15 protein-coding genes are annotated in these 17,053 nt (G+C 75.1%); 5 read left to right on the plus strand and 10 right to left on the minus strand.

The features are described from left to right. Positions 1 to 36: 36 nt before the first annotated feature. The 4 genes from hpt to ACK2IS_RS13780 all read right to left on the minus strand — a co-directional run bounded on the left by hpt (position 37) and on the right by ACK2IS_RS13780 (position 4,171). Positions 37 to 588, minus strand: coding sequence for a hypoxanthine phosphoribosyltransferase (gene hpt / locus ACK2IS_RS13765; protein ID WP_409483863.1), 552 nt, complete (start codon positions 586 to 588; stop codon positions 37 to 39). Between the two features lie 104 nt (positions 589 to 692). After that, complete coding sequence (gene tilS / locus ACK2IS_RS13770) at positions 693 to 1,703, minus strand: tRNA lysidine(34) synthetase TilS (protein WP_409483864.1); 1,011 nt, start codon at positions 1,701 to 1,703, stop codon at positions 693 to 695. 1 nt (position 1,704) lies between these two features. Then, positions 1,705 to 2,802, minus strand: coding sequence for a zinc-dependent metalloprotease (locus ACK2IS_RS13775; RefSeq protein ID WP_409483865.1), 1,098 nt, complete (start codon positions 2,800 to 2,802; stop codon positions 1,705 to 1,707). A gap of 88 nt (positions 2,803 to 2,890) precedes the next feature. Beyond that, entirely contained in the window at positions 2,891 to 4,171 is a 1,281-nt protein-coding gene (locus ACK2IS_RS13780) for a D-alanyl-D-alanine carboxypeptidase/D-alanyl-D-alanine-endopeptidase (protein ID WP_409483866.1), read from the minus strand. A 277-nt stretch (positions 4,172 to 4,448) separates the two neighbouring features. Between ACK2IS_RS13780 and ACK2IS_RS13785 the strand changes: the two genes are divergently transcribed. Next, a complete protein-coding gene (locus tag ACK2IS_RS13785) occupies positions 4,449 to 4,970 on the plus strand; it encodes an inorganic diphosphatase (RefSeq protein WP_409483867.1) in 522 nt (173 codons plus the stop codon). Positions 4,971 to 5,096: 126 nt separating this feature from the next. On the opposite strand, the gene ACK2IS_RS13790 is transcribed toward ACK2IS_RS13785, so the two are convergent. Next, complete coding sequence (locus ACK2IS_RS13790; RefSeq protein ID WP_409483868.1) at positions 5,097 to 6,224, minus strand: C40 family peptidase; 1,128 nt, start codon at positions 6,222 to 6,224, stop codon at positions 5,097 to 5,099. 16 nt (positions 6,225 to 6,240) lie between these two features. Here ACK2IS_RS13790 and ACK2IS_RS13795 point away from each other — a divergent pair, with 16 nt between their 5' ends. Further along, on the plus strand, positions 6,241 to 6,648 hold the full coding sequence (locus ACK2IS_RS13795; RefSeq protein ID WP_409483869.1) for a hypothetical protein: 408 nt from the start codon (positions 6,241 to 6,243) through the stop codon (positions 6,646 to 6,648). Positions 6,649 to 6,922: 274 nt separating this feature from the next. On the opposite strand, the gene ACK2IS_RS13800 is transcribed toward ACK2IS_RS13795, so the two are convergent. The 5 genes from ACK2IS_RS13800 to ACK2IS_RS13820 all read right to left on the minus strand — a co-directional run bounded on the left by ACK2IS_RS13800 (position 6,923) and on the right by ACK2IS_RS13820 (position 13,109). After that, a complete protein-coding gene (locus tag ACK2IS_RS13800) occupies positions 6,923 to 8,125 on the minus strand; it encodes an alpha/beta hydrolase (RefSeq protein WP_409483870.1) in 1,203 nt (400 codons plus the stop codon). Between the two features lie 116 nt (positions 8,126 to 8,241). Then, positions 8,242 to 9,621, minus strand: a complete 1,380-nt coding sequence (locus ACK2IS_RS13805) for a diguanylate cyclase domain-containing protein (protein WP_409483871.1) — start codon at positions 9,619 to 9,621, stop codon at positions 8,242 to 8,244. Beyond that, on the minus strand, positions 9,618 to 11,099 hold the full coding sequence (locus tag ACK2IS_RS13810; RefSeq protein WP_409483872.1) for a diguanylate cyclase domain-containing protein: 1,482 nt from the start codon (positions 11,097 to 11,099) through the stop codon (positions 9,618 to 9,620). The genes ACK2IS_RS13805 and ACK2IS_RS13810 overlap by 4 nt, the downstream gene beginning before the upstream one ends. Positions 11,100 to 11,173: 74 nt before the next feature. Continuing rightward, positions 11,174 to 11,932, minus strand: coding sequence for an ABC transporter ATP-binding protein (locus tag ACK2IS_RS13815; RefSeq protein ID WP_409483873.1), 759 nt, complete (start codon positions 11,930 to 11,932; stop codon positions 11,174 to 11,176). Position 11,933: 1 nt separating this feature from the next. After that, positions 11,934 to 13,109: an ABC transporter permease gene (locus ACK2IS_RS13820; protein WP_409483874.1), complete on the minus strand. Its 1,176-nt coding sequence runs from the start codon at positions 13,107 to 13,109 to the stop codon at positions 11,934 to 11,936. Positions 13,110 to 13,239: 130 nt separating this feature from the next. Between ACK2IS_RS13820 and ACK2IS_RS13825 the strand changes: the two genes are divergently transcribed. From ACK2IS_RS13825 to ACK2IS_RS13835, 3 genes are all read left to right on the plus strand, one after another. Continuing rightward, positions 13,240 to 14,565 (plus strand): sensor histidine kinase, encoded by a 1,326-nt coding sequence (locus ACK2IS_RS13825; RefSeq protein WP_409483875.1) that lies wholly within the window; start codon positions 13,240 to 13,242, stop codon positions 14,563 to 14,565. Then, entirely contained in the window at positions 14,562 to 15,200 is a 639-nt protein-coding gene (locus ACK2IS_RS13830) for a response regulator (RefSeq protein ID WP_409483876.1), read from the plus strand. The genes ACK2IS_RS13825 and ACK2IS_RS13830 overlap by 4 nt, the downstream gene beginning before the upstream one ends. A 332-nt stretch (positions 15,201 to 15,532) precedes the next feature. Continuing rightward, on the plus strand, positions 15,533 to 16,855 hold the full coding sequence (locus ACK2IS_RS13835; protein WP_409483877.1) for a thioredoxin family protein: 1,323 nt from the start codon (positions 15,533 to 15,535) through the stop codon (positions 16,853 to 16,855). The last annotated feature ends 198 nt before the right edge of the window (positions 16,856 to 17,053 follow it).

A 17,053-nucleotide genomic window follows, 5' to 3' on the forward strand; every position in this document is an offset into this window, starting at 1 on the left:
GCTCAACGACCGAGCCCGGGGAGGTGTTCCCCCACGTCAGCGGTAGACGTGGGGAGCGAGCGTGCCGATGTCACGCAGGTTGCGGTAGCGCTGGGCGTAGTCCAGCCCGTAGCCCACGACGAACTCGTCGGGGATGTCGAAGCCGAGGTAGCGCACGTCGATAGGCACCTTGACCACATCGGGCTTGCGCAGCAACGACATGATCTCCAGGCTCGCCGGCCCCCGGGACTCCAGGTTGGACCGGGTCCACGACAGGGTCAGGCCGGAGTCGATGATGTCCTCGACGATGAGCACGTGCCGGCCGCTGATGTCGGTGTCCAGGTCCTTGAGGATGCGCACGACGCCGGAGGACTTGGTGCCGGACCCGTAGGACGAGATCGCCATCCAGTCCATCTCGACGCTGCCGGGCAGGTGCCGCATCAGGTCGGCCATCACCATGACCGCGCCCTTGAGCACCCCCACCAGGAGGACGTCCTTGCCCTCGTAGTCTCGCCAGATCTGCTCGGCCAGCTCGGCGAGCCGTGCCTGGATCTGCTCCTCGGTGAAGAGCACCTCGGCCAGGTCGTCACCCATGTGGCGGGATTCCACTGCGTCTCCTCGGGGTCGGGGGTGAGCTGCGCGTCCCCGGGAGGTCCGCCCCGGTGCGACGTGCACAGACGAGTATGCCGTGCCCCGGACCTACCGCGGTGCGCCTAGCCCGAGGCTCTGCCGTGATCCAGCACGACCCGCCCGGCGCGCCCGCGGGTGCGGCGGGCGGTCACGGACCCGGGCAGGGCGACCGGGCCCTGACCCCGCCAGCGGGTGACCAGGGCGTCCAGTGCGTCGACGTGCGCCGCGGTGAGGGCTCCCGGGGTGGCCCCGGCGGCCAGGGCGGCCCGGTGGAGCACCCGGCTGCGGACGGCTCGGGGGAGGACGGCGAGCTCCGCGGCGGGCAGGGTCGCCGGCGGCCCGTCGAGCACGCCGCCGGGCGCACGTGCGGCCAGCCAGTCGTCGGCCAGGGCGTCCAGGGCGTCGGCATCGGCCCGCAGCAGATCGGCGCTGCGCGCCAGGGCATCGCGTATGCCGGGGCCCAGCTGCTCCTCGAGCAGGGGCATCAGGGCCCGCGCCCGCACCCGGGTGTAGGCGGGATCGGCGTTGTGCGGGTCCGCCCACGGGGTGAGGCCGTCGTGCCGGCACACGGCCGCCGTGTCCTCCCGGGTGACGCCGAGCAGGGGTCGGTGGACGATCCCGCGGACCGGGGGCATCCCGGCGAGCGACCGGGCCCCGCTCCCTCGGGCCAGGCCGAGCAGCACCTGCTCGGCCTGGTCGTCGCGGGTGTGGCCGAGCAGCACGGCGACGGCACCCAGCCGGGCGGCGGCCTCGGCCAGTGCGCCGTGCCGGGCGGTGCGCGCGGCGTCCTCGGGACCGCCCGCCGCTGCCCGCACCGCGACGCGGTGCACCGTGACGGGGTCGAGCCCGAGGTCCCGGCACCGGTCGGCGGCCTGGGCGGCGACCTGCGCGGAGCCGTCCTGCAGGCCGTGGTCGACGACCACGGCCCCTGCCGCGCGGCCGGTCTTGTCGACCTCGAAGGCGACCGCCGACGCCAGGGCGAGCGAGTCGGTCCCGCCGCTGCACGCCACCAGGATCAGCCCTTCGGGGAGCTGGTCCAGGTGGCGCCGCACGGCGAGCCGGACGGCGGCGACGCCTGGTGGGGGTGCGGCCACGTCAGCCGTGGACGCGGGCGAGCCAGATCCGGTGGTCACCGATCTCGGCCGGGGTGGGCAGCGTCTCGGGCGAGGTCCATACCTCGTTGAAGCCGTCCACGCCGACCGCGTCCATGACGCCGCGGACGAAGGTCGCCCCCTCGGAGTACTGCCGCATCTTGGCCTCGAGGCCGAGCAGACGCCGGATGATCCGATCGACGTCGGAGCGTCCTCCGCGGCGCTCGTCGAACTTCGCCCGGATGGTCTCGACGGTGGGGATGACCGTCGGTCCCACGTCGTCCATGATCACGTCGGCGTGGCCCTCGAGCAGGCTCATGATCGCGGTGATCCGCGCGATCTCCGCGCGCTGCTCCGGCGTGGTCACCAGGTCGGAGAGTCCGTTGCCGCCCTCGGAGACGGCGGCCGGCAGGTTGCGGACCATCATGGCGAGGCGGGCGGCCAGCTGGTCGGGGTCGGGCACCAGGCTGACCGACAGCTCACGGGTGCGGTGGAGCAGGTGCTGGCGCAGCCAGGGCACCGCGGTGAACTGCACCCGGTGCGTCTCCTCGTGCAGGCACACCCAGCGGCGGAAGTCGGTGGGGTCGACCCCGAGCTCCCGCTCGACCTCGACCACGTTGGGCGCCACGAGCAGCAGCCGGGGGGTGCCGCCGGGCGCCAGGTCGTACTGCCCCAGCACCTTGCTCGCGAGGAAGGCCATCAGCGCACCGGTCTCGCCGCCGGTGACCTTGCCGCCCACCGCGAGCGCGGTCGGGCCCATCGGCGTGGAGCGGGCGGCGAGGAGCTTGTCGGTGACCGGCGCGAGCATCCCGCGCATCGACTCGACGTTGGCGTCGATCCACCCGCCGCGGTCCACGACCCGGGCGGGCTCGGCGCTCGCCGGGGCGTGCATCCGGGCGGTGTCGGCGACGTGCCGGACGGACTCATCCGCGCAGCGGCGCAGGGTCCGGACCGCGTCGGTGGCCTCCGCCGGGGTGACCTGGGGTCCGCGGGGGACGAGGCGGCGGCCGGTGGCGGCGGCGAAGCCCCAGTCGACCAGCTCCGGCGTGGTCCCGGGGGCGGCGACGGCCGGGGCGTCCTGGACAGGCTCGTTCGGGCTCATGCCCATGACAACCCCGCGGGGCACCGATCCGTTCCCGGGCGGGCCGGGCCGGCGCGGCCCGCCCCCCCGCGTCGTCCGGTGGGGGCGGTCAGCGGCAGCCGCAGGCCGCGAGCCGGGTCGCGAGGGCGTCCAGCGCGTCCCGGGCCCCGAGCGTCCCCGTGGCCGCGGGGACGTCGTTGGCGAGCACGGCGAAGGCGAGCGTCCGCCCCTCCACGTCCACCACGGTGCCCGCGAGCGAGCTCGTGCCCGTCAGCGTGCCGGTCTTGGCGCGGACCAGCCCGGCGCCGGCACGGGCCGGCCCCGCGACATACCGCTCGGACAGGGTCCCGCTCAGCCCCGCGACGGGTAGGTCGGCCACGACGCGGGCCAGGCCCGGGTCGCGCCCGGTGCTGCCGGCGGTCAGCAGGTCGCCGACGAGTCGGGCGGGCACCAGCGTGCCCGGCGACAACCCGCAGGCATCGGCGAGCCGCAGCCCGCGCACGTCGTATCCCAGCCGGGGCAACGACGCCTGCACCCAGGCGGCGACCGGCGCGAACTCGGCCCTGGCGGCCGGGACGGCTCGGGCGTGCACGGCGGCCTGGCGGGCCAGCGCCTCGGTGAGCGCGTTGTCGCTGCGGTCCAGCGCGACGGCCAGCTGGTCGGCGATCGTCGCGGACCGTATGCCGGCCAGGGGCGTCGCGGCCGCCGGCGTCGACCCGGCCGCCACCCGGACCAGCGGCCCGGTGACCGTGATTCCCGCGTCCTGGAGGCCCTCCCGCAGCACGTCCGTGACGTCGGCGACGGGGTCGGCCGTGGCGGCCGCGCCCGGCACGACGAGCGCGTCGGCCAGTCCCACCGACGTGACGCGCCCGGCGATCCCCTCGCCCAGGTAGCTCGGGTCCCAGGTGGGCGCGACGTCCGGTCCGCCCACGCCGGGGTCGTAGCGCAGGGTCACCGAGGTGATCCCCCTCGCCCGCAGCGCCGCCGCGGTCTGCCGGGCCAGGGTGCCCAGCCCTGCCTGGCCCTCGGACGCGCCGGGGCGGGACTCGCCGCGGCCGAGCAGCAGGTCGCCGCCCGCCCGCAGCACGAGTGCGCCGTCCGGGGCGAGCACCGTCGCGGTGGTGAGGCGGGCGTCGGGTCCGAGCTCGTGGACGACCGCGGCGGCGGTGAGCAGCTTGGTGGTGGACGCAGGCGTCCGCGGGACGTCGGCGGCGACGTCGAGCAGGTGGGCCCCGGTCGCACCGTCGCGGACCGTGAGGGACACCGTCCCCAGCCGGGGGTCCCGGACGAGCGGCGCCAAGGTCGCGGCCAGGCCGGCGGTGGTGGGGACCCGAGCGGGCCGGGCCGCCGTCGCCGCGACCGGGGTGGGCAGCGGGACGCGCGGCGTCACGGGGCCGCCGTCCTCCTGCTCCTCCGTGGGCCGGGTCGCCGCCAGGGCGCTCGGGTCCGGGTCGATCGTGAGGATACCCGGGACGACGTCGTGGGCATCCGCGACCCCATATGTGGCAAGGGCCACACCGACCGTTGCCAGGCCGGTCAATAGCGTCATCCGACGCACGGTCACCCCTTCTGCTTGGGTAGGTTGTGCCACAACGATCACGTCGACCGATCTGCAGCGTAGGAGTTCTCTCCTGGCGCTGCACGAGAGCCACGCAAAGGGGCCACCAGTGGAGCTGGACGTCACCATCGAGATCCCGTCGGGCAACCGCAACAAGTACGAGGTGGACCACGAGTCGGGCCGCATCCGCCTCGACCGCATGCTCTTCACCTCCACGCGCTACCCCGCGGACTACGGCTACGTCGACGACTCCCTCGGCGAGGACGGCGACCCCCTGGACGCCCTGGTGCTGCTCGACGAGCCGACCTTCCCCGGCTGCGTGGTCTCCGCCCGCCCGATCGGCGTCTTCCACATGCGTGACGAGGCCGGCGGCGACGACAAGCTGCTCTGCATCCCCGCCGGGGACCCCCGCAAGGAGCACATCACCGAGCTGGAGCACATCAGCGACTTCGACCGCCTGGAGATCCAGCACTTCTTCGAGACCTACAAGGACCTCGAGCCCGGCAAGTCCGTCGAGGGCGCCTTCTGGGCCGGCCGCGAGCGCGCCGAGGAGATCGTGCGCGAGGCGATCCAGCGCGCCAAGGACAACGACGTCTCCACGCTGCGCTGGCCGGCCCCGCACGGCCACTGAGCCACCTCGGACCGTCGCGGAGCCCGGCCACCTCCTGATCCTGGAGCGGGCCGGGCTCTGTGGTCGTCAGGGGGTCGAGGCGGTCCACGTCCTCGGGCGCGGTCCGGTCCGCGGCCGGTCCGGTGCTCAGCCGCGGACCCGACCGCCGTAGGGCAGCAGGTCCTTCCAGTACATCGACTCGATGCGGACCTGGGCGCCGGTGTGCGGTGCGTTGATCATCATCCCGTCGCCGAGGTACATCCCGACGTGGTGGATCGAGGACACGCTCCCCCCGAAGAACACCAGGTCACCCGGCTGCAGCTGAGCCAGGGGCAGGTGATCGGTCTGGTTCCACTGGGAGCCGGTGTAGTGGTCGATGCGCACCCCTGCCTGGGCCCAGGCGGCCTGGGTCAGGCCCGAGCAGTCCCACCGGTCCGGGCCGGCGCCGCCCCACAGGTACCACTTCCCCAGCTGAGCCATGGCGAAGTCGATGGCCTGCCTGGCTCGCGGGTTCGGGGCCGCGACGGTCAGCGAGGCCTGGCCCGTCCCTGCGCCCAGGTCCGTGCCGCCCGCCCCGGAACCGGCATAGGTGGCGAGCTGGCGCTGGACCGCGATGTCCCGCTCGGCCTGGGCGATGGCGGCGTCCTGACGCCGGCGCTCCAGGGCGACGGTGGTCTGGTTGGCGCGGGCGAGCTCGAGCAGGGCCGCGTCCTGCGCGGCGCGCATGGCCACGGCGGCGAGCTCGCCCTGGCGGACGGCGACCGCGGCCTGGTCCCGCGCCGCGGCGGCGGCGCGCTCGTCCCCGAGTCGCTGGTCGTTGGCGCGGCGGGCCGCGAGGCGCAGCTCGCGGGCGACCCCGGCGTCGGTGGTGGCCCTGCGCACGGCATCGCTCTGCAGCTGCCCGAGGGTGGCCAGTCCGAGCTGCCGGTCGAGGGCCGATGCAGGACCTCCGGGCGTCAGGAAGGCCTCGAGACCGGCGAGCGACCGGCTGCCCGACTCGTAGGTCTGGGAGGCGACCCGCCCGAGATTGACCTGCGCGGCGGCGAGGGCGGTCTCGGCAGCCCGGGCCCGGGCGTCGGCCTGCCGGAAGGCTCGGGTCGAGGCGTCCAGCCGCACCTTCGCGCCGTTGTACCGCTCGGCGGCGAGGGCGGCGGCGGCGCGCAGGGCCTCGAGCTGGCGGGTGGCGGCGGCGTAGTCGGCGGCCGCCTGGGCGGCCCGGGCCTGGCGGGCCGACAGCTCGGCGGCCGCGGACTGGAGCTCGGCGGCGGTCGGCATCGCGGGCGCAGCAGGGATGGCGACCGGCGTGGGGGCCGGGGCCGGCTTCGGGGTGGGCGCGGGAGCCGGCTTCGGGGTGGGCGCAGGAGCCGGCTTCGGGGTGGGCGCAGGAGCCGGCTTCGGGGTGGGCGCAGGAGCCGGCTTCGGGGTGGGCCGCGGGGACTGTCGCGGAGCAGGGGTCGGGGTCGGCGTCGGCGTGGGGGTCGGCGTGGGCGTCGGCGTGGGCGCCGGGCTGCTGGCCGGTGCGACGGGGGCCGGGGCGGCCGCGGCAGGGTCCGCCACGCCGAGCGCCACGGACAGCGCGGTGCTCCCGCACAGCACGACCCGAGTGGCGCGCCTGGCGCGTCGAGGCGCGCTCGAGGATGACTGCACGGACCTGCCCCCTCGTGTGTGGCCTGGGCGCCACATGGCGCCGCAACGATGAAGACGCCCTGGTCAGGGCGTCGACATCATTGAGAGTAGGCAGATCCGCGGCTGGCGCGCGGCGGGTCGGTGACATCGGTGTGCGGCCCAGGGCCCTTACGAGCCGTAAGGAAGGTAACACTGGGTGTCACCTGAGCGGCGGCCGCCGACATTCGCGCTGGTCACAGAGAGATATCAATCCGTCACACTCAGGTGGACCAGCAAAAATAACGAATAGGTAACGGGGTCCCCCGGATGGTGGTGCCGCCCCGCCTACGGACAGTCGGTCGTCGGCCTCAGGGGTGGGCGGCCCCGCCGCCGGTGGCCATGCCGTCGCCCGTGGTGGGCGCCGTCGCCCCCTGACCCTGCATCAGGAAGGGCAGCACCGTCGGCAGCGTGGCCCGCCAGGCGTTGAGGGTGTGCCCCTGGTCGGGCACCACGAGCGGGGTGATGCCCGGGACCCCCTGGGTGGCCTTGAGGAAGGCGTCGGTGGCCGGCCAGCTCTGGGGATCGGTGGGCGAGGACATGACCATGAGGCGCAGGTCCCGGACCGGCCGGTTGCGCACCATCCACGCCACGTCGCTCTGGTGCCGCAGCTCCTCGCTGTGCGCGAGGTCCACGGACAGCGCCCCGGTGGTGCCGTCCGGCCAGGGGACGAAGAAGCCCTGGATGGCAGCGCCGGCGCGGAACAGCTGCGGGCTGCTGACGGTCAGCTTCGCGGCGCAGTAGCCGCCGAGCGACCACCCCATGACGGCCCAGCTGTCGCGGGCGTGGTCGACGTGCAGGGTGCTCACCGCCCACGAGGGCACGTCCGACGCCAGCCACGAGTACGCCTGCGGCCCGCCTGGGAAGTCCACGCACTCGGTGTCGTGGGGCATCTTGATGTTGACCTCGGGCAGCAGCGCCACGAAGGGCTTGAGCTGCCCGGACCGGACCATCGGCCCCGCGACGTCCCCGAAGCGCAGCCCGTTGGCCGCGAAGTCCGTCGTGACGTAGGCCCCGCCGAGCACGAGCAGCACCGGCAAACCCCTGGCGTCAGCGGCCTTCTCGTAGCCCGGAGGCATCCAGACGACGACCTTCTGGGTGGTGCGCGCCTTGATCCCGGTGACCAGGTAGTCCCGATAGCTGCCGTTGCCCGTCGCCGGCTGGACCCGGTGGTCGCCCCAGCCCCGGGTGGCGATGGTGCTGAGCTCACCGCTGCTCAGGACGTCCTGCCCGGCCGGGCCCGCCATGCCGGCGAGCGGGTCACCGTCGGACAGCGCCCCCGCCAGCGCCGTCCACGTGGGATAGAAGCCGAGCTGACGGTTGAGGACCGCGGCGACGCCGACGACGGCGAGCCCCTGGGACAGCACGACGGCGGCCGCCAGGCCGGCGGCGACCGCGGCTCGTCGACGACGGGACGGGCCGCCGCGCCGCCACCACAGCACCCCGACCAGGATCGGGACGGCCAGCCCCAGGGTCAGGACCAGCAGGATGAACAGACCCGATGTCGGCTGCATGCGGGGCCTCCTCTCGCACCGTGGCCGGACGCACCCCGTCGCGCCCTGCGGGGGATGCTAACCACACCCGCTGGGTCCCGGGCACCCGGCACCACGGCCGACCAGCCCGTATGCCGTCACGCGGCGGCGATCGTGCGGGCCCGTCCGGCGTCCTTCGCGGCATACAGCGCCTGGTCGACCCGCCGCAGCAGGGTCGGGACGTCCTCGCCGGGCTGCCAGGCGGCGAGGCCGGCGGAGAAGCTCTGGTGCCGGGGGGTGGCGCTGCGCATGGCGTCGAGGATCGCGGTGGCGTGCGCGAGATCGGTGTCGGGCAGCACCACGAGGAACTCCTCGCCGCCGTACCGGGCGAGGGCGCCGCGGTCGGCGAGCTCGGCGTCCCAGGCCCGTCCGGCCCAGCGCAGGAGCTGGTCGCCGGCCTGGTGGCCGCGGCTGTCGTTGTACTCCTTGAAGTGGTCGAGGTCGATCATCGCGACGGTCAGACGGGTGCCGTGGCGACGGGCCTCGCGCACGGCCCGCGCGAGGATGCGGTCGCCGGCGCGGCGGTTGGGCAGGCCGGTGAGCTCGTCGGTGCGGGCGGTCTGGTGGAGCTGCTCGTGCTGTGCCTCGACGAGGCGGACGAGGTGCAGCAGCCGGGCGGCCACGAGCAGGGCCGCGACCAGGAGTCCGCCGAGGGTGATGGCTGCGGTGGTGCGGGTGACCGCCTCACCCAGGGTCGCCCGGCGCACGACGAGGATCGCGCTGGGGAGCACCACCGAGAGCAGGAGCAGCACCACGCCGGCGTCGGACACCGCGGACAGGCGGGGCTCCCGGTCCGGGCGCTCGAGCAGCGGCGCCACGGCGAGCGCGGCGAACCCGCTCGACCACAGGGCCACGGCGGGGGTCTCGGCGAGCACCCCGATGGTGGCCAGGCCGTGCGCGAGGTCGCCCAGGATCATCAGGGCGGCCGCCGCGACGAGCGCGAGGCAGATCCCGTCGCTGCCGCGGCGGGACCCGAGCAGCACGATCAGGCCGGCCAGCAGCGCGGCGGCGCCGAGGGGATAGACGTGGGCCGCGAGGGAGGTCCAGCGGGGAGCGGCGACCACGGCCTGCCAGCCGGTGAGCGCCCACCATCCCACGAGGAGGCTGACCGCCGTGGCGGCCGACTCCAGGCCCACGGCGGCGTCGGGGAGGAGCCCCTCCCGGCGGGCGACGCCGATCATGCCCCAGGCGAGCGAGACGGACCCGGCCACCATGACGACGGCGGCGATCCCCCAGCGGGGGCTGCCGGTCCACGGCTCGGCGAGCGCCCCGCCCATCGTGCCCAGGCCGAGGAGCATCCCGCCGCGGACGAGGAGTCGCCCCTGGCGAGGGTGCGTGGGCCGGGCCAGGCCGGCGCGGGCGAGGACGGTCAGGCAGGTGGCCGCGCAGACGGCGGCGACCGTCACGCCCCAGCGACCGGGGGCCAGCCACAGGCCGGCCTGGGCGACGAGCGCCACCACGACGACGAGTCGGATCATGCGCTGGCCGTGGTGCGGTCGCGCCCGCCGGCCTTGGCGGCGTACAGCGCGGCGTCGGCGCGTCCCACGAGCCGTTGGGCGTCGTCCCCGTCGCGCAGCTCGGCCAGGCCCGCGGAGAAGGTCTCACCCAGCGGCGTGGCCAGGCGCATCGCGTCGAGCAGCGGCAGGGCGTCGGCGAGGGTGTGGCCGGGCAGCACGGCGACGAACTCCTCCCCGCCGTACCGGTAGACCAGACCGCGCTCCCCGAGCGCGGCGGTCCAGGACCGACCGGCGGACCGCAGGAGCCGGTCGCCCTCCTGGTGGCCGTGCGCGTCGTTGTACGCCTTGAAGTGGTCCAGGTCGAGCAGCGCCACGGCGAGCGGGCGATCCTGGGCTCGGGCCTCGTCGACGGCGTCCTCGAGCAGGTGGCGGCCGGCGCGGCGGTTGGGCAGGCCGGTGAGCTCGTCGGTGCGGGCGGTGGTGACCAGCTCCTGGGCCTGGGACTCGAGCTGGCGCACGACCAGGAGCACGCGGTAGGACACCAGCAGGATCATCGCCAGGGTGCCCGTGAGGACGACGGGCAGGGTGCCGGGGCGCAGCGGCTGGTCCCCGCGGTAGGACCGTAGGACCGTCGCGACGAGGGGTCCGGCCATGGCGAAGGTCGTGAGGGTGACCCCCACCGCGGACAGCCGGGAGCGGGCGTCCTCGGCGACCAGGCCCGAGCTGAGCGCCGCGACGGCGGCGAGCGCGAACTGCAGCATCCAGACCACCGGCACCCACAGGGGCAGCACCTGCTCCGGGCCGCTCACCGAGCGGCCGAAGCCGAGGTCCCCGACGAGGGCGGCCGCCGCCATCAGGACCAGGGCCCGCGAGGAGAGGGCATGGGCGTTGCGGGAGCTGATGATGGCGGTGGCGGCGGCGAGGAGCAGCGCGTCGCCGAACGGGCCGATGCTCGCGAGGAGCACCTCCCAGGGGTGGGCCTGGTGGTGGTCCAGCACCTGCTGGCCGACCATCACCCACCACAGCAGCGCGACCGCAACGACGTAGACGGCGGCGTCCAGGCTGACCGCGGCCCCGGCCACGAAGCCGTCCCGGTGGGCCAGCCGGAAGACCCCCACCCCCATGAGGACGAAGGCCACGAGCGAGCCCAGCCCCTCCAGGCGCCAGTCCCCCACCGCACCGTGGGTGTAGACGCGGATCGCCGCGGTCAGGTCGCCGAGGGCCCACACCAGGATCGCCGCGGTCATGAGCAGCCAGTCCCGCCGGAACCCGCGCCGGGAGGTGAGCGCGCCGGCGGCGAAGGCGACCGTGGACAGGATCCGGGAGGCGGCGAACGCCACGCTGCGGGAGGACAGGTCGGGCAGCAGCCAGTAGGTGCCGATGAGCGCGAGGGTGGCGGCGACGAAGCCGAGCAGCACCACGAGCAGGCCGTGCGGTGGCACGACCTGCGGCCAGCGGGCCGCGTCGCGCCGGGGGCGGAGGCCGACTGACGTGCTCACCCTTTCACTCTACGTAGTTCATCGGTGCGGCGGTGCGTCAGTGGCCGACCGTTCGGGCGTATGCCAGGCGTCTCTCAGCCTTTCGGCGGGACCAGACGGCCGTCCCTGAGCGTCACCACCCGAGCGGCGGTGTCGGTGGTCTCCAGGTCGTGGGTGACGAGCAGGGTCGCCACGTCCGCCTCCCGGGTGACCTCGGCGAGCAGGTCCACGACCGCGCGGGAGCGCTCGTGGTCCAGGGCGCTGGTCGGCTCGTCGACGAGCAGCACGGCGGGCGTCCGCATCAGGGCGCGGGCGATGGCGACCCGCTGCCGCTGGCCGCCGGACAGCTGGTGCGGTCGGCGGTCCTCCAGGCCACCCAGGCCCACCCGGTCGAGCAGCCGCCGGGCGCGCTCGTGGGCCGCCCGCAGCCCGGCCCGGCGCGCCCCTGCGAGGTGGGCGACGACGGTCAGCTGCTCCACCGCGGTCAGGGACGCCGGCAGGTTGGGCTGTTGGAAGACGATCCCGACGCGGTCGCGGCGCAGGCGGGTGCGCCCGTCCTCGTCCAGACCGTCCAGGCGGGTGCCGCCGACGGTCACCGCGCCCTCGTCGGGCACGACCAGGCCGGCGACCACGCTCAGCAGCGTGGACTTGCCCGACCCCGACGGTCCGACGACGGCGGTGATCGTGCCGGGGGCGACGGTCAGCGAGACCTGGTCCAGGGCGAGCAGGTGCCGGGGCGAGCCGTCCTCGGCGACCCCGTCGGGGTGGCGGACGGTGACTCGGTCGAGCGCCAGGGCGCCGGTGGAGCGGCCCAGGGCGCCCTGAGCGGTCGTCAGGCTGGTGGTGAGGGTCATCTCAGCTACCTCCGAGGGCGAGCAGGGGATCGACGCGGGCGACGCGTCGGGTGGCGGCCGCCGAGCCGAGCAGGCCCAGGACGGCGATGCCGAGGACGGGTATGCCGACGGTCGTCGGTCCGGCGAGGACGGGGGCGACGTCACGGATCGCGAGCACCAGGGCCGCCCCGAGCGCGCCGCCCAGCGCGGTGCCCACGACGAGCAGGCTCGCCGCCTGACCGAGGGCGTCGCCGAGGACGTAGCGCCGGGACGCGCCCAGGGCGCGCAGCACCGCCAGGTCGCGGGTGCGCTGGAGCGTCCACACGCTCACGAAGGCCAGCACGACCAGTGCGGAGATGGCGTAGAGGAAGCCCTGGATCAGCAGCAGCGAGGAGTGCTCGCTGCGATAGCCGGGCAGGGCCCCCAGAGAGTCGCGGGGGGTGAGGGCGACCGTCCCGGCCCGGGCGTCCAGGGCCGCGAGGACGTCGTCGGACGCGGCGCTGCGGACCAGGAGCGCCGAGCCGACCTGGCCGCGGGCCAGGTGCCCCACCTCGGCGAAGGTCCGGCTGGTGAGCAGGGCGACCGGGGAGTGCGCGTACCACCGGGTGGGCCGCACCGCCGCCACCCGCAGACCGTGCCCCTCGACGTCGACCGTGTCGCCGGCCCGGACGCCGAGCGCGTCCGCCGTGTCCTGGGGCAGCACGATCGCCCCCTCGTCGAGCGGCCCGGCCGCGGCGGCGCTGACGGCGTGATCGGCGTCGCCCCGGCCCCTGTCGGCGTCGGCGCTGCCGGCCTCACGGGTGAGGTCCTCACCGGTCAGGGCCCGGGCCGCCACCCCGGCCGGCGCCACCCCCCACAGCGCCACCGACGCGGCGGCCCCGGTGCCGGATCGCCCGACCCGGGCGTGCCCGACGGCCAGCGGCTCCACGCCCGTCACCCCGGACGCACTCGACCAGGTGTCGGCCTGCGCGGCGGTGACCACCGAGTCGGCATACGTCGGGGTCGTCCCCGCGGTGGGGGTGAGCACGACCCGGTCGACGCGTCCGTCGAGCGCGTCGAGGGCGGACGTGGACTGCCGGGCCAGCCCCTGGGTGAGGGCGGTGAGCACGGCGAGGAGCAGGGTGATCAGCGCGACGACGGTCACCATCAGGGCGAACCGTCCTCGCGCGGTACGGATCTCACGCAGGGCGACGAACATGGGTCCAGCCTCGCGTCGCGCCGGACCGGTCCGGCAGGGGCCGGCGGTCGGTCTCCCGCGACGACCGGACGGGTCAGGACGGTCCGTTCGGACCGGTGACGAGCCACCCACGCGGGGTTATCGTGCGCGGGTGAGCGTGCCCGCCGGACCCGTGAGCGACCGCCGCCTGGTCGTGACGATGCGGCACGCCATGCACACCGCCGTCGCCCTGCTGACGCTGGTGGCGGTGCTGCGGGCCTGGCTGCAGCGCGCTGCCGTGCCCGCCGGGCAGACTCGTGCCTGGCTCGCCCTGGGTGCGGCCGGGCTCCTGCTCCTGCTGTATGCCGCCGGGAGCACCCGTCCTCATCCCCTGTCCGACCGCGTCGGCCGCCGCGACCCGCTGTCGCCGCTGCCGCTCGGGCCGGGCACCCGGTGGTGGCTGGCCGGGCTGCTGCTCGTGTGGGGGCTCGGGGTGCTGGTCGCGGACGGCTTCGCGTGGGTGGCCTTTCCGCTGTTCTTCCTCGCCCTGCTCGCGCTGCCTGGGCCGGCCGGGCCCCTCGCGGTGCTCGCCATGGTGGGCTGGGCCGTGGCGGGCGGGGCGGGGCGCGACCACCTGTGGGGCCGCCCGACCGCTCCCCCGTCGGTCGGAGCCTGGCTCGGCCCGCTGCTCGGTGCCCTGGTGGCCCTGCTCGGCCACGCGATCTACGGGCAGCTGCGCCGGGACGCCCTGCGCCACCGCGCCCTGCTCGACGAGCTGCGCCGCACCCACGAGGACCTCGCGGCCACCGAGCACGCCAACGGCGTCCTCGCCGAGCGCGAGCGGCTCGCCCGCGAGATCCACGACACCATCGGTCAAGGACTCGCCTCGATCGTCGTGCTGGCCCGCACCTGCCGCCCCGACGACCCGCAGGGGCTCGCCCTCATCGAGACCACGGCACGCGAGAACCTCACCGAGGCGCGGCGGTTCATCCGTGACCTGGGCGGCGGGCCCGCCGGCGCGGCCGGGCTCCAGACCGCCCTGCGGGGGCTCGTCGCCGACACCGCCCACCGTTCGCAGGCCGCCGGCCACCGGCTCGACGTGACCCTCTCGGTCACGGGAAGCCCCCCACCGCAGCTGGATCCGGCCACGGCGACCGCCCTGCACCGCGGCACCCAGGCGACCCTGGCCAACGTCCTGCAGCACGCGCAGGCGTCCCGGTGCGCGGTCGGGCTGGGCTGGTTCGGGGACGAGGTGGTCGTGGACGTGGTCGACGACGGGGTGGGCTTCGACCCCGCCGCGCCCGAGCCGTCCGACGAGTCGGCGCACTTCGGGCTGCGGGGGCTGCGGGCCCGACTCGCCGCGGTGGGTGGCGCGGTGTCCGTCGACAGCGTCCCGGGCGAGGGGACGACGGTGGCGCTGACCGCCCCCGTCCGACATACCGCCGTCGACCCGGCGCCCACCTCCCACCCACCCGCGCCGTCGCAGGAGCAGCCATGACCTCACGGATCGTCCTGGTGGACGACCATCCCGTCGTCCGCGCCGGGCTGCGCACCCTGCTCGCCGCGGACCCGCGCATCCAGGTGGTCGGCGAGTCCGCCTCCGGGGAGGAGGCGCTGGTGGTCGTCGACGCGCTCGCCCGCTCCGGGCGCGACCCGGACCTGGTGCTCATGGACCTGCAGCTCGGCGCCGGGATCACCGGGATCGAGGCCACCCGGCGGCTGCGCGCGGCGCACCCGCAGGTGCAGGTGATGGTGCTGACGACCTTCGACGCGGACACCGACATCTTCGGGGCCCTCGAGGCCGGCGCCGTCGGTTACGTCCTCAAGGACACCCCCACCACCACCCTGGTGCAGGCGGTCCTCGACGCGGCGGCCGGCCGCCCCGCCCTGTCCCCGGAGGTGGCGCTGCGCATGGTCGGTCGCGTCGCCGCCCCCGACGCCGCGCTGAGCCCGCGCGAGGCGGAGATCCTGCAGCTGCTCGCCACCGGGGCAGGCAACCGGGAGATCGCACGGCGGCTGTTCGTGTCCGAGTCCACGGTCAAGGGGCACCTGGTGCACCTGTACGACAAGCTCGGCGTGGACAACCGCACGGCCGCGGCCCGGGTGGCCCGGGAACGACGGCTGATCCGCTGAGCGCGGCTGCCGACCCCGTCGACCGGACCGGTCGCTGAAGGCCCGCTGAGGGCCGTACGACGAACCGCCCACGAGAACGGCGATCGGGATCACTACTCGTGTTCGAATTGTGACCTATCGCCACCTTCCCGACGGAACACATGACGCAGCCGACCCAGCCGCTACCCGGGGTGACCCGCGAGGTCTGTCGGTGGGTAGGCGGGTTTTCCCCTGTTTGGCCGGTCGCTATGGTCCGAGGTGTCCCTGTCGCGCAGCGCGGCCCGCTCAGGTCGAGCGCTCGCGCAGGCACCCCTTCGTCCCCGGGCCTCGCCCCGCTCCAGACAGGAACTCACATGCACAGCTCGTCGAAGGCCGCCAGCGCCCTGGCCGCCGGTCTCCTGGTGGCCGGTCTCGGCGCCGGACTCACCCCCGCCCTGGCCGCGCCGGCCGCCCAGACCCGCTCCGTCCCGGCCGTCGCCGTCGCCGCCCAGGGCTCGGTCGTCGAGGTCACCGCCGCCAACAAGGCCCAGGTCAAGGAGATGGCGAAGTCCAAGCCCGTCGTCTTCCTGGTCACCGCGCCGTCCTGGTGCGGCGCCTGCCGCCAGCTCGACCCGGTCATCCACGACATCAACGCCAAGGCCGGCGGCACGTGGACCCTCGCGGTCATCGACACCGACAAGGCCAAGGACGCGGCCCAGGAGTTCGGCGTCCGAGGGCTGCCCACGATGATCCCCTGGGGCAAGAGCGGCGAGATGAAGTCGCCCGCCCGCCTGGTCGGCTGGGGCGGCCAGGACAAGACCAGCTCCTGGATCAGCAGCGTGGTCAAGGCCTACGGCCCCGTCAAGCCCGGCCCCGCCCCCACCCAGGCGCCGAAGCCCGCCCCGGTCCCGCCGAAGCCCGGCCCGACCAAGCCCGCCCCGGTCCCGCCGAAGCCCGCCCCGGTCCCCGGTGACGGCACCCTGCCCACCCTCCCCCCGGGCGCCGTGCAGCTCACCGACAAGAACTTCCAGAAGGACGTCGTCGAGGAGTCCGCCAAGCGCACCGTCGTCATCGACTTCTCCAAGGACCACTGCGAGCCCTGCCTGGCGCTCGCGCCGATCATGGACGAGAAGTACCGGGCCGACAAGGGCTCCTGGCAGTACACGCGCCTGGACGGCACCGCCTTCCCGGCGCTGTGGAAGAAGTTCGACAACCCGTGGTTCCCGACCCTCATCGCCTTCCGCAACGGCAAGGAGATCGCCCGCCACGCCGGCTACGAGGGTGACAAGGCGGCCATCACCGCCTGGCTCGACGCGGTCGCCAAGGGCCAGGCCCCCGCGGGCGACCCGCTCGTCATGGACCTCAAGGACACCGCGACCTGGAACCAGATGATCGCCATGTCCAAGCGTCACCCGGTCGCGCTGCGCGTCCACATGGGTCGCCCCTTCCGCAAGCACGGCGAGATGGCCGAGAAGATGGTCAAGGCCGACGGCGGCAAGTGGAGCCTCGTCAACGCCGACCTGCCGACGGTCGCCTGCCTGCTCCACGGCCGCGGCATCCGCCCCGAGGGCATGCCGATCATGTACGTCTTCTACAACGGCAAGATGCAGCTCAAGCCGCTCGTCGGGTTCGTCCAGGAGCCGCAGATGCGTCAGTGGGTCGACACCATGCTGAGCACGCACTACCCCAAGGCCTGATCCGCTGATCGCCTGAGGTCACCCACCCCGGCACCGAGGCTGCCCGCAGCCCTGGTCCCCCGCCGGGGTGGGTGACCTTTTCGGCGCACCCCCCAGGCACGTGCGGGCCGCTGACCACCCGGCTGCCCCCGCCCCGGCCCGCCTCCCGACGCCCACGCGCACCTCCCCACGCCCACCCCGGCTCGGGCGACTCCGATC

Source organism: Arsenicicoccus dermatophilus (assembly GCF_046267915.1).
Taxonomy (GTDB): domain Bacteria; phylum Actinomycetota; class Actinomycetes; order Actinomycetales; family Dermatophilaceae; genus Arsenicicoccus; species Arsenicicoccus dermatophilus_A.